We start from the raw sequence: 22,361 nt of genomic DNA, 5'->3' as shown, positions 1-22,361 counted from the left end.
TCGACGCCTGGGACGATCGCGGATCCGGTGGCATGGAGTGCGATCCGGGTGCGGGCGATGGTGAGCGGTTCCTTGCCGTACAGGTTGCTGAGCCGTACACGTAGGCGGTCGCCGCCGCGGACGCGAACGACCTGGCGGAGGGTCTGGTCGTCGAAGCTGCGGGAGGGGTGGACGAGCGTCGGCTCGTACGGGCTGACGGGAACGGATCTGAACCCCGCAATCCATGTCTGGGCATGGGTTCACTTCTCCTGGGAGCGCAGCAGGTAGCGGGTGAGGTCGTCAAGGCGGGCGGCGTCGCCTGGGGCGAAGGAGGGGTTGTCCAGGCTGATCCGGTCGGCTGGAGTGAAGGCGCTGAGCGGTTCGGCGGGTGGGGCGTCGATGCGGGCGATGATCGGTTTGATGCCTTCCTCAACGGGGGCGCCGTGCCTCTTGAGCGCCGCGACGTGGGCGGCGGTGGCCGGGTCGTACTCACCGGCGAAGCTGGTCGAGACGGGACCGGGGTTGATCAGCACGTAGCGGGTGGGGCCGGCGGCATGGCGGGCGGCGAAGGCGACGCCGAGCAGGTTGTTGGCGCGGCCGGCCTGCATCTGGGCGGCGACGCCGTCGTAGTCGCGTTCGAGCATGAGGTCGTCCCAGTAGATGCGGCCGATAGGGACGCCGGGCGCGGGTCCGGAGACGTTGACGATGACGCGTGGCCGGTGCAGACCGTGGCTGAGCAGGAACCGGCTGAGGTACTCCAGCGCGAAAGTGCCCTCGAAGCCGTCGGCTGTGACGAACCGGGTGGAGCGGAAGTACCGGGCGCACAGCACGAGCGCGTGCACGGCGGGGTAGCGGTCGTTGATCTCCTCGATGACGCGCCGGTTTTCCGCGACCAGGCTCAGGTCGGCCTGGATGAAGTGGGCCTTGGGGAGCGTGGCGGCCTTGGCGGGGTCGCGGCCGACGATGACGACGGTGTCGCCGAGGTCGAGGTAGGTGCGGGCCAGGGCGCGGCCCATCCCGTCGGTGCCACCGGTGATCACGATCGCTGTCATGAGGACGCCTTTCCGGACGGGACGGGTTGGGGGTGGACGGCCGGCGTCTGGGGACGGCCGGGTAGCACGCGCGTCGCGGCGAGGACCGCCGCGATGGCGGCGGCGACGAGCCAGAAGACGCCGTGGAAGCCGGCGATCGGGTCGCCGGAGGTCTGCAGGATGAGGGTGACCAGGGCGACGCCGAGTGCGGCGCCGAGCTGGTTGAGCATGTAGAGCACGGAGCTGCCCTGCGCCACCATGGAGCCGGGCAGGCTGCGATACAGCGATCCCATGGTCGGTGCGCTGAAACAGCCCATGCCCAAGCCGATGGCCAACGCCGCCAGTACGGGCCATATCTCGGCGGTATCGGCTCCGATCCGGGTGAACGCCAGTGCGCTGAGCCCGGCCAGGAGCGCGCCGCCGACGGCCAGACCGCGGGCACCGATCCGGTCCGACAATCCTCCCGCCAGCGGCATGGCAATGGCGCCGCCCAGGCCCGCCGGCGCCATCAGCAGCCCGGCTGCGAGCACGCCGTGTCCGTGCGCCTGCTGGTAGTACAGCGGCAGTGCGAACAGGGTCGCGAAGTTGGCCAGGCCCCCCAGCCCCATGATGGTGACGCTGGCGGTGAAGCCGCGGGAGGCGAACAGCCGCACATCGATCAACGGCGGCGTACGCCGGGAGCCGAGCGCGTGGACGGCGTACCCGATCAGCAGGACGACGCCCACGATCAGCGGAAGGAAGGCCTGCCAGGCGGTGAACGCGGCGTGCTCGGCCGTCTGCGACAGGGCCAGGACGAGCGCGGTGAAGCCCGGTGCGAGCAGGGCCAGCCCCAGGACGTCCAACCGCGGCCGCTCGGTGTCCGTCGGAGCATCGGCTGGTACGACGCGCAGGGCGAGCAGGTAGGCGAGCGCTCCGACGGGCACGCTGAACAGGAACATCCACCGCCATGACAGGCCGTCCAGAAGGGCTCCGCCTGCGATCGGCCCCAGGGCCGGCCCCAGCGACAGCACCACGCCCATCAAGCCCATGACGCGCCCGGCGCGTTGTGGGCCGGCGGCGCGGGCCAACAGGATCAGCACCAGGGGGTCGAGCAGTCCGGCGCCGACGCCCTGCAGGGTGCGGAAGGCGATCAGGCTGCCCACGTTCCAGGCCAGCCCTGCGGCGAGCGATCCCGCCAGGAACAGCGCCAGGCCGACCAGCCACAGCCGCCTGCCGCCGAACCGGTCGACTGCCCAGGTGGTGAACGGGATGGTGGCGGTGACCGCCAGCAGGAAGCCGGTGGAGGCCCAGCCGACCGTGCTGAGCGAGGTGTCGAACGTCGTGGCCAGGGTCTCGGTGGCGACGGCGGCCATCGTGCTGTTGAGGATGCCCAGCAGCCCGCCGAGCAGGATCACAGCGATCATCACCAGGAGTCGGGGGTCCAGACGGTCGTCCGACTGTTTTGAACTCATTGGTTCAATCTAGTTACCCCACTGATTCAGATGCAACCAGCGCGTTCGTAAGCCTGAACCAGTTAGTACAATCAGGGCATGGCCAGCTCACGCGGACGGATCGACAAGCGGCAGGCGATCCTGGACGGCGCGTTCACCGTGTTCGCCCGGCAGGGGTACGCCCAGGCCTGCGTGCAGGAGATCGCCAATGAGGCGGGCGTGGCCAAACCCACGGTGTACAACCACCTCAACGACAAGGCCACCCTGTTCCGGCACGCGATGCAGGCCGCGGCCCAGACCGCGTTGCATCAGCGACTCGCCGCGCTGGAACCGCTCGCCGACCCCGACCCCGATCTCCGCGTCACCCTGGAGGACGTCGGCCACCGCCTCCTGCGCCTGCACACCGACGACCGCTCCTGCGCCCTACGACGGCTGCTCTACTCGGAGATCACCCAGTTCCCCGACTTCCTCGACATCGTCACCGAGAGCGGACCGCACCGCCTCAACCAGGCGCTCGCCGACCGGCTGGCACGGCTCACCCTCGCCGGACACCTGCGCGCCACCGACCCCGACCAGGCGGCCGAACAGTTCATGGCCCTGCTCACCGGCCCACTGGAGGCGCGCACCCGGATGGGCACCCGCCAGATCGGCGATGCCGAACTGCACGAGATCACCCGTGCGGCCGTCCGGACCTTCCTCCATGCCTTCGGCACCGCCGACGCCTAGATCGTTGATGGGGGTTGTCGAGCGCCCTGGTCAGTGGTCATAGGCGATCAGTGGCCGCTTGACCCGGGCGTCGATCAACCAGTTGTGCCAGATCACGGCGTTGAGCGCGCAGATGCGCTGGCACAGGCGTGTCCACAGTGAGGCGCCCTGAATCTTCCAGACAACTCCCCAACTCCAGTTGGAGAGAACCGGAAAGGAAAGTCGCTGGCGCGGCAGAGGCGGCGTTTCACTCAGGAGTACAAGGACGAAGTCGTCCGCATGCTCCTGGACGGCCGGGATGCTTCTCGGCGAAGTGGTCGGCGACCGGTTGCTCGGCCCGCAGGCGGAAGCTGTTGCCGCAGACCTCGACAGCGGAGCGGACAGCAGTAGCGGACGATCCCACCGGGAAGGAACTCCACCGCCGGAGGCAGGAGCCAAGGATGGGGGACGAGACCAGACCGGCTTCATGGGCCCGGGCGGCAGCGCGGCGCGCGGGGTGGCGCGGATCCGTACTCAAAGCGCGCTTCGGTCACCGGCGAAGCCCTCGGGCTGGTCTGCCACCTCATCATGTTCGTCTCGAGCTTTGTCGTGACGTGCCCGCCGTGCTACGTCCTGGCCATCCTCCTGGTCCGGCGCAACAGCCTGGGTGCCGACGTCGGCGATGACCACAGAAGCCCCGGCTGCAACACCGGTCGGCCGCCTTCGCCATCTGGGACGCCGAACGCCGTCCGCGTATGTGCCCCGGCTGCGATCGGTAATGACGACCAGTGCGAAGAGGATGAGTATCCCGCCGAGGATGATTCGTGCATCGAGGCGTTCGCCGAAGACGGATACGCCGATGACGCCGGCCCAGACCGGCTCAAGGACCATGATGATCGAGACCGTCGGCGCCGGCAGGTGGGCTTGGGCCCAGGTCTGCCCGAGCAGTGCAATGCCTCCGGCGAGGATCGCCAGATAGAGGAAGGCCGGGATGTCACGGGCCTCTGGCAGTTGCACGCCATCGATGGATGCAACGGCGAGGAAGGCGAGTCCCATGGTCCCCAGTTGCACAACGGCGAGCGCGTAGGCCGTCCGCGCTCGTGACCAGCGTCCGAGGGCGAGGATATGGGCGGCGTACAGCGAGGCTGCGAAGACCGTGAGCATCTCGCCCCACCCGAGGGAGAACCCTCGCAGAGACATGACTGCGACGCCTGCAGTTGCGAGAACCGTCGCGATGGCGGTCCGAGGGGACGGCAGTTTGCGGGTGAGCAGGCAGGCCAGGAGAGGGGTGAACACCACATACATGGACACGACGAAGGCGGACACCGTCGGGGCGGTGTGCTGTAGACCAACGAACTGCAGGTACTGGCCGGTGAAGTAGATGAGCCCGAGACCGACGCCCACGCCGACCACACGCCATCCCGCGCGCAGGAGCGCCCCCGGCCGCACAAGCCCGACGACGAGCGCAGCCGTGAGGAACCGAAGCGCCAGGAAGTCCGGGACCGGCTGTCGGGTGAGCAGATCCTTGGAGATGGGGAAGGTCGAGCCCCACACTGCGGTGATGGCCACAAGCGCGCCGACCGCCAGCGCCAGACGGAAGTCACGTCGGGCAGACATCGGCGATCACAGCTGCAGAGCCTTGGTCTCCAGGAACTCCTCGATCCCCCAGCGCCCCAGCTCACGGCCGTTCCCAGAACGTCCGTAGCCGCCGAAGGGGGCGGCCGGGTTGAAGGCGCCGCCGTTGATGTCGACCTGGCCGGTGCGCAGGCGACGAGCGACCGCTACGGCCGCCCCCTGGTCCGGCCCCCACACGGCGCCGGCCAGCCCGTAGGGCGTGCCGTTGGCGAGTGCGACCGCCTCCTCGATGCTGTCGTAAGGCTGGACGGTCAGGACGGGGCCGAACACCTCCTCCTGGACGATCTCCGCGTCGGGCGCGACGTCGGTGACGATGGTCGGCCGCACGTAGTGGCCACGGGCCAGGCCTGCGGGACGCTCCGTCCCCCCGGTGACGATCCGCGCGCCGTCGGCCACGGCTCGTTCGATGAAGCCCGTGACGGTGTGCCGTTGGGCCGGCGAAGCGACCGGCCCGAGGTCCGTCTCAGGCCGGGTCGGGTCGCCCACGACGAGCGTGTCGGCACGCGCTGCAGCAAGCCGCAGTGCCGTTTCGAGGTCTGCGCGCGGCACCAGGAGCCGGGTCCATGCCGTGCAGGTCTGGCCGGAGTTGAGCATGGCCGCCTCGACGGATGCGCGTACGGCCGGTTCGAGATCGGCTCCGGGGAGGATCACGCTCGCGGACTTGCCGCCCAGTTCGAGGCTGACGCGCTTGATGCTCGCCGCGGCAAGGGCCGCGACGCGGGCGCCGACCCGGGTGGAGCCGGTGAAGGAGACCGCGTCGACGGCCGGATGGCCGGCGAGTGCCTCTCCGACGACCCGTCCCGGACCGGGGATGAGGTTGAACACCCCTGCGGGGATGCCCGCTTCGTCGATCGTGTCGGTGAGCAGGTATGCGGACAGCGGCGTCAACTCGGCCGGTTTGAGCACGACGGTGGCGCCGGCGACGAGGGCGCCGCCGATCTTGGCGAGGACTTGGTAGAAGGGGTAGTTCCACGGGGTGATGCAGGCGGCGACGCCGATGCCCTCGCGCAGGACGAGGGAGTTCCCGACGCGCTCCTGCCATGCCAGCTCCTCGGCGGCGTCGAGGTAGGCACGCAGGACGGCCATACCTGTGTCGACGTGTGCCTCTCGGGCCACGCGGAGGGGTGCGCCGATCTCGGCGATGGTCGTCTCCACGAGCAGGTCCCGTCGGCGCTCAAGGCCGGTGTAGACCCGTTCGAGCACGGCCAGCCGTTCGGGCGGCGGCAGGGCCGACCAGGAGGGGAAGGCCGCCGCCGCCGCGGACACCGCTGCCTCGGTGTCCGCGACGCCGGCGTCCGCGGCGGTCCCGATCACTGCTTCGGTTGCCGGGTTCTCGACCTCCACGGTCCGGCCGGCCGCCGTCTCACGCCACCCGCCGTCGACATACACCGCCGATCGGGCCCATTCGGGGCGGCGGTTACCGTCGATCACCCGGGCGTCCTGCTGCCGGGTGCTCATGCCCGCGCCGAGGAGCGCGCCGAGGAGTCGGAGTAGATGACCTTGCCGAGCCACTGGCCGCCGTCGACCGAGAGCACGTCGCCGGTGATGTAGGCGGCACGCCGAGGGTCGAGCAGGAACGCCGCCGACTCGGCCACCTCTTCCGGGGTGGTGAACCGGTTCGCAGGGACGCTGCCGAGCACCCGGCGCCGGTCCTCCTCGGTCGGCCACAGTGCGGCACCGGCCCCCTCCGTCTCCGTGGGGCCCGGGGAGATGCAGTTGACCCGGACCCCGCGGCCGCCCCATTCGGAGGCGAGCGTGCGCGTCATGGCGAGGACGCCGCCCTTCGCCGCGGCGCTGTGGACGGTTCCGGGGTGCCCATGCCAGGCGTAGCTGGCGATGACGTTGAGGATCGCGCCGCGGCCGGCTTCGAGCATGTGGCGGCCCGCGGCGCGGGTGCCGTAGAAGGTGCCGTTAAGCACAATGTCGACCACGGCGCGCCAGCCGCCGGGCGAGAGGTTCTCGGCCGGGCACACGAAGTTGCCGGCCGCGTTGTTCACCATCGCGTCGATGCGTCCGTGCTCGGCCACGACGCCGTCGATCGCTGCCGTGAGCGCATCGGCGTCGCGCACGTCGCAGGTGACGGCGGCGGCCCCGACACCGAAGCCCTCGACCATGCGGGCGGTCTCCTCCAGGGGTTCCGGCCGGCGGCCGATGACGACGACGTTCCCTCCCCCGGCGGCGTAGCGCACGGCGATGGCACGGCCGATGCCCGAACCGCCCCCCGTGACAACGGCGACCTGGTCGGTGAACTCGGCGAGCGGAGACTTCTCGATCATGGGATGACATCCCTCACTGGGTCGGTGGGCTGGGGCGGGGTCGGCGTGGCGGCCAGGACGAGGGCATCGACGGCGATCGCACCCTCGGGGCCGACGCGGAGTGGATTGACCTCGCACTCGACGACGCCGGCGTCTTCTGCGATGAGACGGGACACGGCCGCGACGCTCTCGGCGACCGCATCGAGGTCGACGGCCGGCCGTCCGCGGAATCCCGTGAGCAGGGGCAGGCCGGCGAGGGACTCCACGAGGCGGCGGGCCTCGCCCACGCTGACGGGCGCGAGCGCGAGCGCGACGTCCCGGTAGAGCTCGGCCAGCACGCCGCCGATCCCGACGAGGACGACAGGTCCGAAGGCGCTGTCCCGTCGGGCGCCGACGATGATCTCGACAGCGTCCGTTCGGGTGTCCATCTCCTCCAGGACGTAGTCGCCCTCCCCCAGCCGAGCGACCATGTCGGCGAGAGCGGCGCCGACGGCTTCCGGGCTGGCCAGGCCGACCGCCACGCCGCCGACTTCCGTCTTGTGCTCCAGCCAGCCGGCCTTGAGGACGAAGGGACCTGACATGTCTCGCGCCGCGGCGTCGGCATCCTCGGGGGTCCGGACTGAGACGGCGCGAGGGTAGTTGAGGCCCGCGCCGGCAAGGAGGTCGCGACCCGCGAGGTAGGGGAGTGCCTCACCGGCCTCGCTGAGCGGTGCGGCGGGGATGGCGGGCCCTGAGGTGTTCGGCGGTTCGGAGCGTACGAGATCGACGGCAAGCCCGAGGGAGCGTGCCACCGCGTCGATGGTGAAGAGCGTGGGGACGGCGCGGGTGCGAAGCTCTCGCACCACTTCGGAGTCGTGGCTCATGCTGTGGACGATCACGGGACGCCCGTGCTCGGCGACAGACAGGGCGAGGGCTGCGGCCACCTCGAGTTCCCGCTCCACGAGCGTCGGGGCGTCCGCGCCGTAGCAACCGAAGTAGCCCGACAGCACGACCGCGTCGACCTCGCCGCTGCGCATGAGCACGTCGACGATTCGTGCGTACGTGTCGAGGTCCTGCTCCCCCGCTCCGGCCAGGTCGATGGGGTTGGCGGCCCCGGCGCCTTCGGGCAGCAGGGCGGAGACGGCGGCGCGGGTCCGGTCCGAGAACCGGGGCACGGTGAGCCGGTGGCGGGCCATCGCGTCCGCGGCGATGGCGCCCTGACCGCCGCTGTCGCTGACGATCGCGACGCGACCGCCGGCCGGGAGCGGGCTGCCGACCAGCAGGTGCGCGAGGTCGATCGCCTGGGCGGGGGTCTCGACGAGAACCGCACCGGCGGCTCGGCAGGCCGCCGCGACGACATCGGTCGGCGCCGTGAGCGCCCCGGTGTGCGACCGGGCCGCGGCCCGGCTCGCGTCGCTGGCGCCCACCGTGAGAACGATGACGTGCTTGCCCGCAACGCGGAGACGGGTCATGACGTCCACGAGTTCGCGGCCCGCGCCGAAGCTCTCCAGGTAGAGGACGACCGTCCGGGTCGCGTCGTGTGAGAGGAGGTCGGCGAGCAGGTCGGCCGCGGTGACGTCGACCTGGTTGCCGATCGAGACGAACCGGGAGACGCCGAGCCCCGCATGGGCCGCGAGCCCGGCGAGTTCGAGACCGAGCTGGCCGGACTGCGACACGATCGCGATGCCGCCCGGGACGAAGGAGCCCCAGGCGAGTTCGAGCTCGGTCTCCGCGTCGTACAGGCCGAGGCAGTTCGGCCCGACGATCCGGGCGCCGGCCTGGCGGATCCGGTCGGCGAGCCGCCGTTCCAGGCCGGGCTCGTCGTTGGCGAGATCGATGTGGGCGGTGATCCCGAGGAAGCCTTTGACGCCCAGGGCGAGCGCCTCGTCGATGACGGCGGGGATCGTTCTCGCCGGAGCGGTCAGGACGACGAGCTCGGGCACGGACGGCAGGTCGGCGAGCGAGCGCGCCGACTGGACGCCGTCGATGACGGCGCCCTTGGCGTTGACGAGGTGCACGTCCCGGCGGTGGGCGCCGCGGAGGGCCCCACGGGCGACCCAGTAGCCCCACTTGGCGGGATCGGCCGAGGCGCCGATGACGGCGACGGACTTCGGGTCGGAGAAGACCGACAGGGAGTCGCTCATTTCGCGGCCACTGCCCGCGAAATGATGAGGCGCTGGATGTCGGAGGTGCCCTCCTCGATCTCCTCAAGCTTGGCGTCCCGCAGCCACTTCTCGACGAGGAACTCTCGCGAGTAGCCCCAGCCGCCGTGCGTCATCAGTCCGGCGTTGGCCACCCACGTGGTGTTCTCCGAGGCCGTCAGCTTCGCGATCGCCGAGGCGGCGGTGGCCGGCTTGCCGGCGTCGTACAGCCGGGCGGCCCGCATGGTGACGAGGTGGGAGATGTCGGTCTTGGCGGCCATGTCGGCGAGCCGGAAGGCGACGGCCTGGTGCTCGATGATCGGCTTGCCGAACTGGGTGCGCTCCTGCGCGTACTGCACCGCGTCCTCGAGGATCGCCCGGGACAGGCCCGTTGCGGCCGCGCCGATGAGGATCCGCGACGCGTCGAAGGTGTGCATGAGCCCGTAGAAGCCCTTGCCCTCCTCACCGAGCCGGTTCTCGACCGGGACACGGACGTCTTCGAGGAAGACCTCTGCGTTGAGGGTGCCCCGTTGGCCGTACTTCTTCATGGGGGCGCCGACCGTGACGCCCTCGCGGTCGCGCTCGACGAGAAACGCGGTCACCCCGCGGGAGCGCAGGCTGGGGTCGACGGTGGCGAACACGACGAAGTACTGCGACAGGGGGGCGTTCGAGATCCACGTCTTCGTCCCGTTGAGGACGTAGTGGTCGCCCTCGCGGACTGCGCGCGTCTGCAGGCCGGCCGCGTCCGACCCCACGCCGGGCTCCGTGACGGCGACGCTGGTCACCGGTGGCCTGGACCCCGTGAGGGGGGTGATCCACTTCTTCTTCTGCTCCTCGGTACCCAGGGCCAGGATCGGGTCGGCGAAGAACGCGCTGGACGTGAGGAAGTTGGCGATGCCGATGTCACCGTGGCACAGCTCCTCCTGGACGAGGCACTGGGTCACGAGGTCGGTCACGCCGCCGCCCCCGTACTCGGCGGGCAGCATGTAGGCCGCGAGCCCGATCTCGGCGGCCTTGGCCCACAGGTCCATGGGCGCCTCGGTGTCCGCCTCGTCGATGGCGCGCGAGCGCGGACGGATCTCGTTTCGGGCGAAGTCGCGGGCGAGGGCGACGAACTCGCGCTGTTCGTCGCTCAGCTCGATCCCGTCGGTGAGGTCGTAGAACATGAGGGGCTCCCGATCCGAATACTTGACTGACCCGTCAGTTATGTTTTGGCGATCGTGGGACAGCGCTCAGCACGCTGTCAAGAGGATTTCGCGACCGGTTTGCGCGACCGCCCCGGTCGTCAGGTGTGCTCAGCCGATGGCGGCTTGGACCGGCTCGGCGGACATCGTCTCCAGCAGGTGGTCACAGACGCTCCGCATACGGCCGATCGTCATGTGCTTCGAGCCGACGAGGGCTTGGATCGCGAGGCCGTCGATCATGCTGACCAGGACGTTGGCGAGCAGCACCGGGTCCCCCGGGGTGATCAGTCCTTCGGCTTGGCCGAGGCGGATGATCTCGGCGATGATGCCGCGCCACTCACCGTAGATCCGCTCGTTGAGCTTGCGAAGATCGGGGTCGTGCAGGGCCTCGACCCAGGTTTCGGCCCAGACGCGCCAGGCGGCCGCGGTCTCGTCGTCGCGAGGAAGGTAGGAGTCGACGAAGGCGTGCAGCCGGTCCCGGGCGTTGGGATGTCGATCCAGGATCGACTTACGTCTTTCCAGCGATCGGGAGAAGTTCCATTCGAACGCGGCGTGCACCAGATCACGCTTCGTCTCGAAGTAGTAGTGGACCGAGCCGGTGCTGAGCTTGGCATGCCTGGCCACATCAGTCACACGCAGCGCCTTGTAGCCCTTCTCACTGATGACCTCGCAGGCCGCTCTCAGGATCTGTTCGCGGCGCTCGGCTTCGACGCTCGGGCGTGGCATCCGTTCTCACCTCGTGTGGCTGTATCGGTCAGGTTGTCAGACGGTCTTGGCTCGGTCCAGCGCCGGCTGCGGTCGCGAGTGTCGGCCCGGGACCGTCGGATGTCCCTCCAGGACGACGGAGATGGGTCGGCCTTGGACGCGCCACTCGGCGACGTTTCGGGCCTGTTCGAGAACGTAATCGAGGCTGCTGGCCGCCGACAGGTACGCGGCGTGCGGCGTGACGAGCACTCGGGGATGTTCAACGAGCGGATCGTTCGGCTCCGGGGGCTCCTGCGGCAGCACGTCGAGGGCCGCACCGGACACCCGACCCTCCTCCAGGCACTGCAGCAGCCCGCGGTGGTCGACGAGGCCGGCGCGTGACACGTTCACGATCGACGCGCCCTTGCGCATCAGGCCGAGTCGCCGCGAGTCCAGCAGTCCTCGGGTGGCGTCGGTGAGGGGCAAGTGCAGGCTGACGACGTCACTGCATGCCAGCAACTCATCGAGTTCGAGCGATTCGACGCCGTGCACGGTGGTGACGACGGGGTCATGACCGACAACGCGACCGACGAGCGGGCGAACGTAGTCCGCATAGCGTCGTCCGATCCGTCCGAGCCCGACGACGCCGACGGTCACCTCCGAGAGCCGCCGCAGCTCATGCCTGGTCCCGTCCCACACCCCGGCCCGGACGTCGCGATCCAGCTGAGGCAGTCCCCGAAGGAGAGCGAGCGTCATGGCGAGTGCGTGGGATGCGACCTCCTCGGTCGCGGCCCCCGGAACATTGGTGACCCAGATACCGCGTTCCCGGCAGGCGTCGAGATCCACCATGTCGTAACCCACCGACTGTGTGGCGACGATGCGCACCGCGGGGAGGGCGTCCAGGAGCGACCGATCGACCTTGGCGTAGCCGAGCAGGAGCGCGTCGGCGTCCTCGGCGGCGGTCACGATGTCCGCGGGCGCCGAAGTGCGCGCGAACCGGACCGTGAACCCGGCCTGCTCCAGCAGTTCCACACCGGGGCCCGGGTCCGTGTCCACCACGTCGGTGTAGACCGCGACAGGCTTTCTCATGTCATGCCCCTCGCGGCGCGGCTCTCCTCGCGGACGTGGATCAGCGTGGGCCGGTCCGCTTCCAAAGCGACCTTGATCTCGCCGGTCAGCTCAGCGGCTTCGTCGACCCGGACGCCGCGACAGCCCAGCGAGCGGGCGAGCGCGGGGAAGTCGGGCCGGCCGAGAGCCACCGCGTGGACCGGTTCGTTCCTGTCCGCCATCTCGTTGCGGATCTCGCCATAACCCCCGTTGTCGACGACGATGACGGGCAGCGCGATTCCGAGTTCGGCCGCCGAGGCCAGCTCGGCGACGGTGAACATGGTGCCTCCGTCGCCTTGGAGGACGATCACGGCGGTGTCCGGGTGTGCGATCTTGGCCCCGATGCCCGCCGGCAGGCCGAAGCCGAGCGTGCCGCCCCCGGTCGGGTAGAGAAAGGCGCCGGGTCGGTAGAGGGGCAGGTTCGACAGTGCGCCGTAGTAACACGCCATCGCACTGTCGGACGCCACGATCGCGTCGCGGGGCAGTGCCGCCGCGATCGCGGACACGATCTGCAGCCAGGGCGCGCCCTCGGCCCGGGCGGACGCCTGGTGCCGGTCCCGCCACTGCGCGGCCCGCTGCGCTCCGTCGGCCGGTGTCGAGAGGTCGAGCCGTGCCCGCAGGGCGCGGAGCGTGATGGCGGCATCTCCCACCAGGGACACCGCCGGGACCACGTTGGTGATGATCGCCGCCGGATCGACGTCCACGCGCAGCACCTTGCCGGAGAGGTCGGGCAGGCCGATCCACCAGTCGGAGGGGGCGAATTCGGTCCCCACCGCGATGACGAGGTCGCTGTCGGTCATGAGGTCCAGGACGCACTGGTGCTGGAGTCCCGCGCCCACGAAGAGCGGGTGGTCCTCGGGAATGATCCCTTTCCCGTTGGCGGTGGAGACGATCGGGGCGCCGACCGCCTCCGCCAGGGAGACCGCCTCGCCGCCGGCCCGCGCCGCTCCCCCGCCAACGATGAGCACCGGCCGTTGCGCGGCGGCACAGGCCGCCGCTCCGGCCGTGACCGACTCTGCCGCGGGTGTGCGGGTCGCGGCCGGAACGGGGTCGGCCATGGTCACCTCTGCCTGCTCTTCGAGCAGGTCGAGCGGGATCTCCAAATGGACCGGACGCGGTCGTCCGGACGTCAGGTCGGTCCATGCCTGGGCCACCGCGAGTGGGATCTCCCCGACGCTCGTCACCCGGTGGCTCTGGCCGAGGATGGCGGCCATGGCGCCGCTCTGGTCCTTGACCTCGTGGAGCAGGCCGTTGCCCCGGCCGGGGTGACGCAGCGGCATACCGGGTGACACGAAGAGGATCGGCACCGAGTCCGAGTACCCCTGTGCCGCGGCCGCGGCCGCGTTGAGGATCGCCGGGCCGGTCGTGGTCAGGCAGACACCCGGCCGTCCGGAAGAGCGAGCGTAGCCGTCCGCCGCGTAACCGGCGCCCTGTTCGTGCCGCGGCGAGACGTGCCGGATCCCGTGCCGTTCCATGACCGCGTAGACCGTGAGGTTGTGCGTGCCGGGGATCCCGAAGATCGTGTCCACGCCATGTGCGGCCAGGGCCGCGACAAGTGCCTCGCCGCCCGTCATCCTTGCCATGTTGCTCGGTCCTTTCGGGTCAGTCGAGGACACAGGCGTCGCGGACGTCCCAGTACGCATGCACTCGCGCTCCGGAAACGACCCCGTCCGGGGTGCGGGGGACGTTGGTGCGCGCGACCAGACGCTGGCCTGCATCGGTGCGCAGCTGTACGGTGCGGCTGCTGCCGAGGTAGATGCAGTCCTCCACGATCGCCTCGACCTGCTCCACAGTGTCAGGAACAGGGACGTCTGCGGGGGCGATGTTGAGGTGTTCCGGCCGGACCAGGAGCGACCTGCCGCTTTGGTCGGCGGCTTCCCCGAGCCGATAGCTCTGCCCGCTGACGTCGTCGATGAAGCTCCTTCCCTGGACCGTGCCGGTGAAGATGTTCGAGGCCCCGACGAACTCCGCGCTGTAGCGGCAGTTCGGCTCGGCGTAGAGCTGCTCGGGTGTGCCGAGCTGGACGATGCGCCCGTTGCGCAGCAGGGCGATGCGGTCGGACATCGTCAGCGCTTCGTCCTGGTCGTGCGTCACAAAGACGAAGGTGATGCCCATCTCCTGGTGGAGCCGCCGGATCTCCAGCTGGAGCTGCTCACGGAGCAGCTTGTCGAGGGCGCCGAGGGGCTCGTCCATGAGCAGGACGCGGGGACGGAAGACAATGGCCCGGGCGAGGGCCACACGCTGCTGCTGGCCGCCCGACAGCTCGGATGGACGTCGGCCGCCGAGGTGGCCGAGCTCGACCAGTTCGAGGGTCTCGGCGACCCGTTGCTGGATCTCGGCTTTGGCGACCTTCTGCCGTTTGAGGGGGAACGCGACGTTGTCGGCGACCGACATGTGTGGGAAGAGCGCGTAGTGCTGGAACACCATCCCGAAGCCGCGCTTGTGCGGCGGCAGCGAGGTGATGTCCCGGCCGTCCACCTTGACAGTGCCGGCAGTGGGTCGTGTGAAGCCGGCGATGATGTTCAGCAGGGTGGACTTGCCTGAGCCGGAGGCGCCGAGCAGAGTGAGGAACTCGCCCGCCCGGATGTCGAGGTCGACCGACTCAAGCACGGTGTTGTCGCCGTACTTCTTGCTCACTGCGTTGATGGAGATCGGGGCGCCGGTCGACGTCTGGGTGGACGTCGTCTCGAGGGCTGCGGTCATGTCATGCACCTGTGTTCGTTGCGGGACCTGTCACGCGGCGGCGGGCGAGTTGTCGGATCAGCCGGGTCAGGCCGAGGACGATGAATGAGCCGAAGATGACGAGCAGTACGAGCGTCGAGAGGGCCGCGACGGTGGGATCGATCTGGACCCTGATGCCGGACCACATCTGGACCGGGAGGGTCGTCAGGTCCGGGCCGGACAGGAAGATCGCGGTCACCACCTCGTCCCAGCTGATGAAGAAGGCGAACAGTCCGCCGGCGAGGACGCTCGGGAGGATGAGCGGGAGGGTCACCTTGAAGAAGGTCGTGACCGGTCCCGCGCCGAGACTCATCGCGGCCATTTCGAGCCGCCGGTCGACCGAGACCAGCCCCGCCACGACGTTGATGACGACGTAGGGGACGGCCAGGCACGTGTGGACCAGGACGAAGCCGAGTGTCGTCTGGGTGAGGCCGAGCTGGAGGAAGGCGATATAGGCCGCCAGGCCGATGATGACGTAGGGGACGATGAGCGGAGCCAGCAGGATCGCGGTGATCGTGTTGCGGAACGGGATGTGACCGCGCACCAGGGCGAGAGCGGCCAGGACGCCCAGGACGACCGCGCATATCGACGACGCGAGCGCCACCTTGAGGCTCGCCAGGGCCGAGTCGATCCAGATCGGATCGTCCAGGATGTTGTGGAACCACCGCAGCGACATCTGGCCGGGCGGGAAGGAGAGGAAGGAACTGTCCGAGAAGGACATCGGGACGACGATGAGGACCGGCAGGATGAGGTAGACGCCGATGAGGGCGGCGAGGATCGCGAGCCCGGCGCGGGTGAGGATCTTGGTCATGTCTGCCGCATCAAGTGTTTCTGGAGGTCCACGAACCTGCCTGCCACCACGAGCAGGAGGAAGGTGGTGAGGAGAAGCAGGGTCGCCAGGGCCGCGGCGAAGCCGAAGCGGAGCACGGTGCTGACCTGCTGTACGATCAGCTCGCCGATCATCGTGTTCTTCGGACCGCCGAGCAGTGCCGGAGTGATGTAGTACCCGAGCGCCTGGACGAACGTGAGCAGGACCGCTGCCGCGACCCCGGGAGCGCTGAGCGGGACGAAGATGCGCCAGAAGGCGCCGGCGGGACGCGCGCCGAGGGACTCGGCCGCCTGGAGCAGGCGACGGTCGATGCCCTGCATGGTCGCGAAGATGGGCAGGACCGCGAAGGGCAGCGCGACCTGGACCATGCCGAAGACGACACCGGTGAGCGTGCGGATCAGCGGGATCGGCTGGTCGATGACGTCGAGCGTCTGGAGTGTGGAGTTGAAGGCGCCGGTGTCCCGGAGGAAGAGGACGAGCGCGAAGCTGCGCACCAGGATGCTCGTCCAGAACGGGACGAGTACGAGCCCGAGCATGATCATTCGCCAGACGGGGCCGACGAGGGTCATGAGGTAGGCGTAGGGGTAGGCGAGCGCGAGGGTCACCACCGTGACGATCGCCGCGATGAGGAACGTGTTGCCGAGGACGCGCGGGTAGACGGCGTTCGCGAAGATGTCACGGTAGTTCTGCAGGCCGAAACTCGGGTCCGTCAGGCTGCGGGACAGCATGACGACGAGCGGCAGCCCGAAGACGAGGACGAGGAAGACCAGGAGCGGCAGGACCAGGGCGCCCCACCCGTCGAAGCGGAGCCAGCGGGACAGCCGCAACGGACGGGGCCGGCCCCGCAGTCTGCCCGTCGAGGAGTCTGTGGCCGCAGAGGTCATTGTGCGATCCACGCGTTAAGGCGCTCGGTGACGCTGTCGTAGTTCTCGGCCCAGTAGCCGTAGTCCACCAGGCCGGCGGACCGCTCCGCGTTGGCCGGGAAGCCGGGCAGCTCCTTGCGGACGTTCTCGGACACGAACTCGAGCGCCTTGTCACTGGCCGGGCCGTAGATCGAGGCATCGGCGTCCGCGGCCTGCGCCTTGGGGTTGTCGAGGAACCAGCGCATCCAGTCGAAGGCGAGGTCCTTGTTCGGGTAGCCCTTGGGCACCACGATCTGGTCGTACGACACGAGGTTGTCGTTCCACTCGTTGGCGACCTTCTCCCCCTCCTGCTGGGCTTGGAAGATCCGGCCGCTCCAGGCCTGGACGAGGGGGGCCTCGCCGCTGGCCAGCATCTGGGTCATCTGGTCGCCGGTGTCGAAGAAGACGATGTCGCTCTTGATCGAGTCGAGCTTCTTGAAGGCCCGGTCGATGTCGAGCGGGTAGAGCTGGTCCGGCGTGACGCCGTCGGCGAGGAGCGCGGCCTCGAACATGCCGCCGGTCGCGTACTTCCAGAACCCTCGCTTGCCGGGGAACCGCTTCGTGTCGAAGAACTCGGCCCACGTCGTCGGGTGCGCCCCGGAGAAGGTTTTGGAGTTGTAGGCGATCGTGAAGGAGTACTGCAGGATCGGGATGGCACAGGGGCCGATCTGGTCCTCGGCGACGCCTGTCGCCTTGGCCTTGTCGAGGATGTCCTGCGGAAGCTTCTCAAGCAGGCCCGCCTCGCAGGCCGTGTTCGCGAAGTTCGGCTCCACCTCGGTGGGTCCTGACGTGACCTTGCCGGCCTCCACCTGCGCCTTGATCTTGGCGTAGTCGGTCGGCGAGTCCTGCTTGATGGTGACGCCCTTGGTTTTGGCCCACGGGGTGAAGTAGGAGTCGACGTGCGCCTTCTGAGCGGCGCCGCCCCACATGGTGACTGTGAGCGACGACTCGGAGGCGCCCGAGCCGCTGCCGCCACAGGAGCTCAACGTGACGGCCAGGCCCGCCACCGAGGCGATGGCCAGCAACTTGGTGGTCTTCATCGGCTCTCCCGTTCGGTTCTTTGACTGATCCGTCAGTTAATGCCGTACACCGTGACGTGCGCCACGCTCGATGTCAAGAGGCTCCTCCGGAACTTCTCCTCCACCGGACGCGCCTCATCACGCCAGGCTCGTGGCGCCGACGAGGACGGCCGGGCAACGTGCATCGCGTCCGTGGCGGTCTGCACCGTCCCGAGCGCTATCACCACGGGCCGCGACAAGTGTTCTCCAGGGCCGCGCTGTCGCCCATCGAGGTCAAGACGGGCCGTTCCGGCGCTTCTGCCAGCGCGAACGAGACGAAGGCACGATCCACGCCCAAGCCCTCATCGCACTGGCCCGCCGCCTGTCGCCTGGCGCCTCGACGGCCACCGGCATCCCCGTACAGCGCGCGTTTCCGGCACTCCACCGGGGCAAGGGTCCAGGAGACCGGCACCGGCACGAGCGATACGCATCGTTGTGATCTCGACAGCGGGCAGGGGGCCGAGGTTGACCTCAACCATGCTTGAGGTCGCAGACTCGAAAGCGACCACGGCAACGGAGGTGATCAGCATGTCGGTGACGCTGGACCACATCATCATCCCCGCGCGGGACAAGAAGACCTCTGCGGAGTTCCTCGCCCGCCTGCTCGGCGTGGAGGTGGGCGCCCCGATGGGGCCGTTCGTACCGGTCACGACCGGCAACGGCGTCACGCTCGACTACATGGACTCCGAGGATTTCCGGTGGCACCACTGCGCGTTCCTGGTGTCGGAGGAGGAGTTCGACGCCATCTTCGCCCGGATCAAGGAGGCGGCGATCCCTTACCAGGCCAATCCCGACGGCAGTGGGGCCGGTGAGATCAACCGCCGCGACGGTGGCCGGGGCGTGTACTTCGACGACCCCAACGGCCACCGCATGGAAGTCCTTACCGTCCCCTATGGAGGATGGAAGCAGGCCAAGACCGAACGGGCATGATCGGTATGAGGGGCCTTCCAGCGCTCGACTCCTTCTCGCGGGCCTTGCGCCAGATGCCTGGCCCCCTCACCACCGGTGAGGCGAGGGGGCCAGGCATCGAACGGCCGTGAGCCATACGTCGAAGCCCCGGCTACGGCAGCGGCGGTGAGCATCTCCGCGAACACCGGCGGACCTGCCACCATACGGCTCTGACCAGGCACAACGTCGTCATGGCCGGCGGATGTGGTCGGCCAGCCCGCGCAGCGATTCAAGCGGCGACTCGGCCTCGGTCCAGGGTTTCGCAAGATCTGCGGTCGTGTAGCGCGGCACCACGTGAATGTGGAAGTGGAACACGCTCTGCCAGGCGGTCTCACCACTGGCATGCCAGAGGTTGATCCCCGGAGCCTGAAGCCTGCGCGTCAGTCGGTTGGACACCCAGACCACGGCGGACATGACCGCGGCCGCCTCATCCACTTCGATATCCGACAAGTCGCGTCGATGCGTCCTCGGCACCACCAAGGTGTGCCCCCTCGTGGCCTGAGCGATATCGAGAAAAGCAACCGAGCGATCACTCTCGTAAATTATCTCGGCGGCCTCACTTCCCTCGACTATTCTGCAGAAGACGCAAGAGCTTGAGGTGGCCACGTTCATTTCCCTCCTGGACGCGTCTCGGTCCGCGTTCATTCACCCACAGCCGCGACGCGGCATGTACGGGAGTTGCTCCTCAGCCCATCGTCCCCACCTGTGGATGAGGGCATTGGTATGCGAGCTTGCCGGCTCCATCGTCGCTGTTCCGCCTGGATGCTTCGGTGCTGGCGGGCGTTCCCGACAGCGCCCTTGTCCAGGCGGGCCGGGACGAGAAAATCGGTCTCGTCCCGGCCCTGGTGGGTCACGCCATGAGCGGGTGCCAGCCGTCGCGGTAGCGGACACCGCCACGTTGGAGCCGGACCTCCTCGTGCCAGGTCCCGGGGACTGGTTCTGTGTGGACCATTTCGGGTCGTTCCACCACGACGCACACGTCCTCACCGGGCCACCACCAGCCGCAGGAGCGTGCCAGTGCGGCCCAATGGCCGAGGTGGTCAAGCTCGTCCGGCCCGTAGTGGGCCAGCCCGAGCCGGTGCAGGGCGTCGTAGTAGGCGACCCACGCCGCGTCCTGCTGCCCGTACCAGCACGCCGGTACGGGCCCGCTGCCCGCCAGCGTGCTGCGAACGGGCACGCGGAATCCGTGGGCAAGGCTCCGGTGGAGTGCGGTGCGGATGCCTTGGTGCAGCACGACACCCACGGGAACGCCGGCCTCGAACGCCTTCAGCGGTGGCAGTTGGGGCCAGGACTCGTTGTGTTTGCCCTTCCGCGCCGGGGACAGCTCAGGGTCGAGGTGGGCGACACCGGCGCTGAGTGCACCGCGCAGTTGGGAGGAGACCATGGCCAGATCACTGGCCAGTGGCGGTGTCCCCCGCGGGCGGGGGTCCCGGGTCCACGCGTAGAGCTGGTCGAGGGTGGGCAGGCCACCGGCAAGCGAGATCGCCTGCTCTGGAGAGTCGACCCATGCGAACCGAGGCCGTGGGCGAGACATTCTCGCGTAGATGGCGGTCAGGCAGTGTTCGGTGGTCCGCCGGTCGGCCGGCTGTGTGGACAGGCCGTGCTCAAGCCACTCCTGCCGGATCTTGACTGCTTCCCGCCACAGCCCGTGAGGGCTCTTGCTGGGGAAGTCGACCACAGGTGCAGCGGCGTCATAGCGCCGCGCGGGCGCGATCAATGCGCCTGGGCGTCGCCGCCCTTTCGGTTGGAGATCATGCCCCGATGATGGCCTGCGCTCCGCGGTACGCGCAACCCCACCAACCCGGCCAACCCGGCCACTGACAACGGACGGGCCACCGGGTACGTCGCGGCGGATCACGGCATGGACGTACACGACCCCGCGTGGCCGGTATTCGGCGGCCTTGGCGAACGACACGGTGTGCCGCCGGACTCGTTCCCCGTAAGGGATCGGTAAGGGGCCGGACCGCCGGGCCGTCCTCTGGCGTAAGAAGAACTGAACCGCAGCGGGCGCGGGTGCTCGATCGTGACGCGGTGCTGCTCGGTCAGCCGCTGGGCGATCAACGAGCGGTGACAGGCCTCGGGAAGGGCTCGCCGTCGAAGCCATGGACGCCGATTGTCACCATTGTGAGCACCGGAAATCGCCCACCTGCCTGCCACTCGTGCCGCCTCCGGCAGCCCTGCCGGAGGCGGCGAGGTCGCATCACGCGACGGCGGTTCCTTCGAGCTCGACCATCAGGTCGGGGATCGCCAGCCGTGTCACCCCGAGCATCGTGGTGGACGGTGCCACCCCGGCGGCGCCCAACCGCGACGCCAGCACGCCGTAGTGCTCGAAGAGCCGATCGACGTCGGTGGTGTAGACGTTGAGCCGGACGAGGTTCGCCAGGGACATGCCGGCCTCGCCGAGCACGGCCTCCAGGTTGTCGAGGCTCAGCGCCAGCTGCGCCGCCATGTCACCGGCATGCTGGGGCTTGCCGTCGCCGCTCATCGCGGTCTGCCCGGCGCAGTACAGGGTCCGGATGTGCCCAGAGACGATCTCGCCCTGGTTGTACCCCAGCTCCACCGACCACGCCCACGGGTTGACCGCCGTTCGCTCCATTTCCACATCAGCTCCATTCGTTGACATCGCGTACGTCCGTCGGCCCGATAGCCGCCGTCTTTTCGGTCGCGCTGATAAGCCTCCCGACAAATCACGACATCCTGTGTCGTGTATTTCGGTAATGTTTTCGTATGCGTGCCGACCGGCTGGTCTCGCTGGTGCTGCTGCTGCGGCAGCACGGCCGGTTGTCCGCGACCGCGCTGGCCCGCGAGCTGGAGGTGTCCACCCGCACCGTGCTGCGCGACATCGAGGCGCTGTCGGCGGCCGGCGTCCCGGTCTACGCCGAACGCGGCCGGCACGGCGGTTTCGCGTTGCTGCCCGGTTTCCGGACCGAGCTCACCGGCCTGAACCACGATGAGGCCCTTGCCCTGCTGATCGCCGGATCGCGGCGTGGCGCGCAGGCGTTCGGCCTCGGCTCGGCGCTCGCTTCGGCGATGCTCAAGGTGGTCGACGCGCTGCCCGAAAGCCACCGGGACACCGCGGCCGGCGCGGCCCGGCGATTGCTCATCGACCCGGAGACCGACCTGCTCTCGCGCCGGCTGGTCGCTGAGGAGGTGCCCGACGCCATAGTGGCCGAGGTCCGGCGCGCGGTGCTCGCCGGGCACAGGCTGCGCATCCACTATGCGGCGGCGGGCCAGACCCCGAAGTGGCGCACGGTGGACCCGATCGGCCTGGTCACCGTACGCGGCCAGGGCTACTTGCTGGCCACGAGGTCTGGCGCGGACCGCACCTACCGGCTGTCCCGGATCTCGGCCGCCGAGGAACTCGCCGAACCCGCACAGCGACCGGACCGGGTCGATCTGGACCGGGCCTGGAAGGAACGCAGCACGCGGTTTCGGACCGGCGGCGACCAGGTCACCGTGCTGGTACGGGTGGACCCGGCGCGGCGGGAGGACCTGGTGGGCACCGCGCTGGCCGTCCGCGCCGAAGACACCGACGCGGACGGCCGGCTGCGGCTGGAGGTGACCTTCCAAGATCCGAGACACGCCGAATGGGCGCTGTGGCAGCTCGGCACGAACGCGGAGGCCCTGGCCCCGCAGTGGTTGCGCGACTCCCTGCGCGACCGCGCCGCCGCGATCGTCGCCTCCTACGAGTCTCAACCTGAGAGCTGATCGGCGATTGAGGCGAAACCGGCTGTCGTGGTCGGTTGAGCGCGCCCCGTCGTCGGCGGGCAACGCGGGGTGGACGGGGTCAGCCG

General features: G+C 69.3%; 20 protein-coding genes. 3 read left to right on the top strand and 17 right to left on the bottom strand.

What is annotated here, in order from left to right; all coding sequences use genetic code 11:
- Positions 1-239: 239 nt before the first annotated feature.
- Together C4U03_RS34255 and C4U03_RS34250 are read right to left on the bottom strand one after the other, a co-directional pair.
- Complete coding sequence (locus C4U03_RS34255) at positions 240-1,031, bottom strand: SDR family NAD(P)-dependent oxidoreductase (protein WP_103943965.1); 792 nt, start codon at positions 1,029-1,031, stop codon at positions 240-242.
- Entirely contained in the window at positions 1,028-2,461 is a 1,434-nt protein-coding gene (locus C4U03_RS34250; RefSeq protein WP_103943964.1) for a DHA2 family efflux MFS transporter permease subunit, read from the bottom strand. Before C4U03_RS34250 ends, C4U03_RS34255 begins: the two co-directional genes overlap by 4 nt.
- Positions 2,462-2,539: 78 nt before the next feature.
- Here C4U03_RS34250 and C4U03_RS34245 point away from each other — a divergent pair, with 78 nt between their 5' ends.
- Complete coding sequence (locus tag C4U03_RS34245) at positions 2,540-3,166, top strand: TetR/AcrR family transcriptional regulator (protein WP_103943963.1); 627 nt, start codon at positions 2,540-2,542, stop codon at positions 3,164-3,166.
- Positions 3,167-3,658: 492 nt separating this feature from the next.
- On the opposite strand, the gene C4U03_RS34235 is transcribed toward C4U03_RS34245, so the two are convergent.
- From C4U03_RS34235 to C4U03_RS34180, 12 genes are all read right to left on the bottom strand, one after another.
- Positions 3,659-4,741, bottom strand: coding sequence for a DMT family transporter (locus C4U03_RS34235; RefSeq protein ID WP_103943961.1), 1,083 nt, complete (start codon positions 4,739-4,741; stop codon positions 3,659-3,661).
- A gap of 6 nt (positions 4,742-4,747) precedes the next feature.
- Positions 4,748-6,217 (bottom strand): aldehyde dehydrogenase family protein, encoded by a 1,470-nt coding sequence (locus C4U03_RS34230; protein WP_103943960.1) that lies wholly within the window; start codon positions 6,215-6,217, stop codon positions 4,748-4,750.
- Complete coding sequence (locus C4U03_RS34225) at positions 6,214-7,035, bottom strand: SDR family oxidoreductase (RefSeq protein WP_103943959.1); 822 nt, start codon at positions 7,033-7,035, stop codon at positions 6,214-6,216. Before C4U03_RS34225 ends, C4U03_RS34230 begins: the two co-directional genes overlap by 4 nt.
- Positions 7,032-9,137 (bottom strand): acetate--CoA ligase family protein, encoded by a 2,106-nt coding sequence (locus C4U03_RS34220; RefSeq protein WP_103943958.1) that lies wholly within the window; start codon positions 9,135-9,137, stop codon positions 7,032-7,034. The genes C4U03_RS34225 and C4U03_RS34220 overlap by 4 nt, the downstream gene beginning before the upstream one ends.
- A complete protein-coding gene (locus C4U03_RS34215) occupies positions 9,134-10,300 on the bottom strand; it encodes an acyl-CoA dehydrogenase family protein (protein WP_103943957.1) in 1,167 nt (388 codons plus the stop codon). Before C4U03_RS34215 ends, C4U03_RS34220 begins: the two co-directional genes overlap by 4 nt.
- Positions 10,301-10,429: 129 nt before the next feature.
- A complete protein-coding gene (locus C4U03_RS34210) occupies positions 10,430-11,044 on the bottom strand; it encodes a TetR/AcrR family transcriptional regulator (RefSeq protein ID WP_103943956.1) in 615 nt (204 codons plus the stop codon).
- 36 nt (positions 11,045-11,080) lie between these two features.
- Positions 11,081-12,034, bottom strand: coding sequence for a C-terminal binding protein (locus tag C4U03_RS34205; protein ID WP_235018315.1), 954 nt, complete (start codon positions 12,032-12,034; stop codon positions 11,081-11,083).
- A 53-nt stretch (positions 12,035-12,087) separates the two neighbouring features.
- Positions 12,088-13,692: a thiamine pyrophosphate-binding protein gene (locus C4U03_RS34200; RefSeq protein ID WP_103943954.1), complete on the bottom strand. Its 1,605-nt coding sequence runs from the start codon at positions 13,690-13,692 to the stop codon at positions 12,088-12,090.
- A 19-nt stretch (positions 13,693-13,711) separates the two neighbouring features.
- Positions 13,712-14,812, bottom strand: a complete 1,101-nt coding sequence (locus tag C4U03_RS34195) for an ABC transporter ATP-binding protein (RefSeq protein WP_103943953.1) — start codon at positions 14,810-14,812, stop codon at positions 13,712-13,714.
- 1 nt (position 14,813) lies between these two features.
- Positions 14,814-15,641: an ABC transporter permease gene (locus C4U03_RS34190; protein WP_103943952.1), complete on the bottom strand. Its 828-nt coding sequence runs from the start codon at positions 15,639-15,641 to the stop codon at positions 14,814-14,816.
- Positions 15,638-16,543, bottom strand: coding sequence for an ABC transporter permease (locus C4U03_RS34185; RefSeq protein WP_103943951.1), 906 nt, complete (start codon positions 16,541-16,543; stop codon positions 15,638-15,640). The genes C4U03_RS34190 and C4U03_RS34185 overlap by 4 nt, the downstream gene beginning before the upstream one ends.
- The gene (locus C4U03_RS34180) at positions 16,540-17,601 is read right to left on the bottom strand and encodes an ABC transporter substrate-binding protein (protein WP_103943950.1); all 1,062 of its coding nucleotides are present in this window, start codon (positions 17,599-17,601) and stop codon (positions 16,540-16,542) included. Before C4U03_RS34180 ends, C4U03_RS34185 begins: the two co-directional genes overlap by 4 nt.
- Positions 17,602-18,147: 546 nt before the next feature.
- On the opposite strand from C4U03_RS34180, the gene C4U03_RS34175 reads away from it, so the two are divergent.
- On the top strand, positions 18,148-18,549 hold the full coding sequence (locus C4U03_RS34175; protein ID WP_103943949.1) for a VOC family protein: 402 nt from the start codon (positions 18,148-18,150) through the stop codon (positions 18,547-18,549).
- Between the two features lie 207 nt (positions 18,550-18,756).
- Here C4U03_RS34175 and C4U03_RS34170 read toward each other — a convergent pair whose 3' ends face one another.
- The 3 genes from C4U03_RS34170 to C4U03_RS34155 form a co-directional block, all read right to left on the bottom strand.
- Positions 18,757-19,179: an HIT family protein gene (locus C4U03_RS34170; RefSeq protein ID WP_160147189.1), complete on the bottom strand. Its 423-nt coding sequence runs from the start codon at positions 19,177-19,179 to the stop codon at positions 18,757-18,759.
- Between the two features lie 238 nt (positions 19,180-19,417).
- Positions 19,418-20,245 (bottom strand): DUF6745 domain-containing protein, encoded by an 828-nt coding sequence (locus C4U03_RS34165; RefSeq protein ID WP_103943947.1) that lies wholly within the window; start codon positions 20,243-20,245, stop codon positions 19,418-19,420.
- Between the two features lie 522 nt (positions 20,246-20,767).
- Positions 20,768-21,163 (bottom strand): RidA family protein, encoded by a 396-nt coding sequence (locus C4U03_RS34155; protein ID WP_103943946.1) that lies wholly within the window; start codon positions 21,161-21,163, stop codon positions 20,768-20,770.
- A 131-nt stretch (positions 21,164-21,294) separates the two neighbouring features.
- On the opposite strand from C4U03_RS34155, the gene C4U03_RS34150 reads away from it, so the two are divergent.
- Positions 21,295-22,275, top strand: a complete 981-nt coding sequence (locus tag C4U03_RS34150; protein WP_103943945.1) for a helix-turn-helix transcriptional regulator — start codon at positions 21,295-21,297, stop codon at positions 22,273-22,275.
- Positions 22,276-22,361: the final 86 nt, after the last annotated feature.

It is taken from the genome of Thermomonospora echinospora, from assembly GCF_900108175.1.
GTDB classification, from domain to species: Bacteria; Actinomycetota; Actinomycetes; order Streptosporangiales; family Streptosporangiaceae; genus Thermomonospora; species Thermomonospora echinospora.
This window is presented reverse-complemented; position numbering and strand designations above follow the sequence as displayed.

Excerpts from the sequence above, each read along its gene's own strand:
- C4U03_RS34255 (WP_103943965.1), bottom strand. The coding sequence starts at position 1,031 with ATGACAGCGATCGTGATCACCGGTGGCACCGACGGGATGGGCCGCGCC.
- C4U03_RS34250 (WP_103943964.1), bottom strand. The coding sequence starts at position 2,461 with ATGAGTTCAAAACAGTCGGACGACCGTCTGGACCCCCGACTCCTGGTG.
- C4U03_RS34245 (WP_103943963.1), top strand. The coding sequence starts at position 2,540 with ATGGCCAGCTCACGCGGACGGATCGACAAGCGGCAGGCGATCCTGGAC.
- C4U03_RS34235 (WP_103943961.1), bottom strand. The coding sequence starts at position 4,741 with ATGTCTGCCCGACGTGACTTCCGTCTGGCGCTGGCGGTCGGCGCGCTT.
- C4U03_RS34230 (WP_103943960.1), bottom strand. The coding sequence starts at position 6,217 with ATGAGCACCCGGCAGCAGGACGCCCGGGTGATCGACGGTAACCGCCGC.
- C4U03_RS34225 (WP_103943959.1), bottom strand. The coding sequence starts at position 7,035 with ATGATCGAGAAGTCTCCGCTCGCCGAGTTCACCGACCAGGTCGCCGTT.
- C4U03_RS34220 (WP_103943958.1), bottom strand. The coding sequence starts at position 9,137 with ATGAGCGACTCCCTGTCGGTCTTCTCCGACCCGAAGTCCGTCGCCGTC.
- C4U03_RS34215 (WP_103943957.1), bottom strand. The coding sequence starts at position 10,300 with ATGTTCTACGACCTCACCGACGGGATCGAGCTGAGCGACGAACAGCGC.
- C4U03_RS34210 (WP_103943956.1), bottom strand. The coding sequence starts at position 11,044 with ATGCCACGCCCGAGCGTCGAAGCCGAGCGCCGCGAACAGATCCTGAGA.
- C4U03_RS34200 (WP_103943954.1), bottom strand. The coding sequence starts at position 13,692 with ATGGCAAGGATGACGGGCGGCGAGGCACTTGTCGCGGCCCTGGCCGCA.
- C4U03_RS34195 (WP_103943953.1), bottom strand. The coding sequence starts at position 14,812 with ATGACCGCAGCCCTCGAGACGACGTCCACCCAGACGTCGACCGGCGCC.
- C4U03_RS34190 (WP_103943952.1), bottom strand. The coding sequence starts at position 15,641 with ATGACCAAGATCCTCACCCGCGCCGGGCTCGCGATCCTCGCCGCCCTC.
- C4U03_RS34185 (WP_103943951.1), bottom strand. The coding sequence starts at position 16,543 with ATGACCTCTGCGGCCACAGACTCCTCGACGGGCAGACTGCGGGGCCGG.
- C4U03_RS34180 (WP_103943950.1), bottom strand. The coding sequence starts at position 17,601 with ATGAAGACCACCAAGTTGCTGGCCATCGCCTCGGTGGCGGGCCTGGCC.
- C4U03_RS34175 (WP_103943949.1), top strand. The coding sequence starts at position 18,148 with ATGTCGGTGACGCTGGACCACATCATCATCCCCGCGCGGGACAAGAAG.
- C4U03_RS34170 (WP_160147189.1), bottom strand. The coding sequence starts at position 19,179 with ATGAACGTGGCCACCTCAAGCTCTTGCGTCTTCTGCAGAATAGTCGAG.
- C4U03_RS34155 (WP_103943946.1), bottom strand. The coding sequence starts at position 21,163 with ATGGAGCGAACGGCGGTCAACCCGTGGGCGTGGTCGGTGGAGCTGGGG.
- C4U03_RS34150 (WP_103943945.1), top strand. The coding sequence starts at position 21,295 with ATGCGTGCCGACCGGCTGGTCTCGCTGGTGCTGCTGCTGCGGCAGCAC.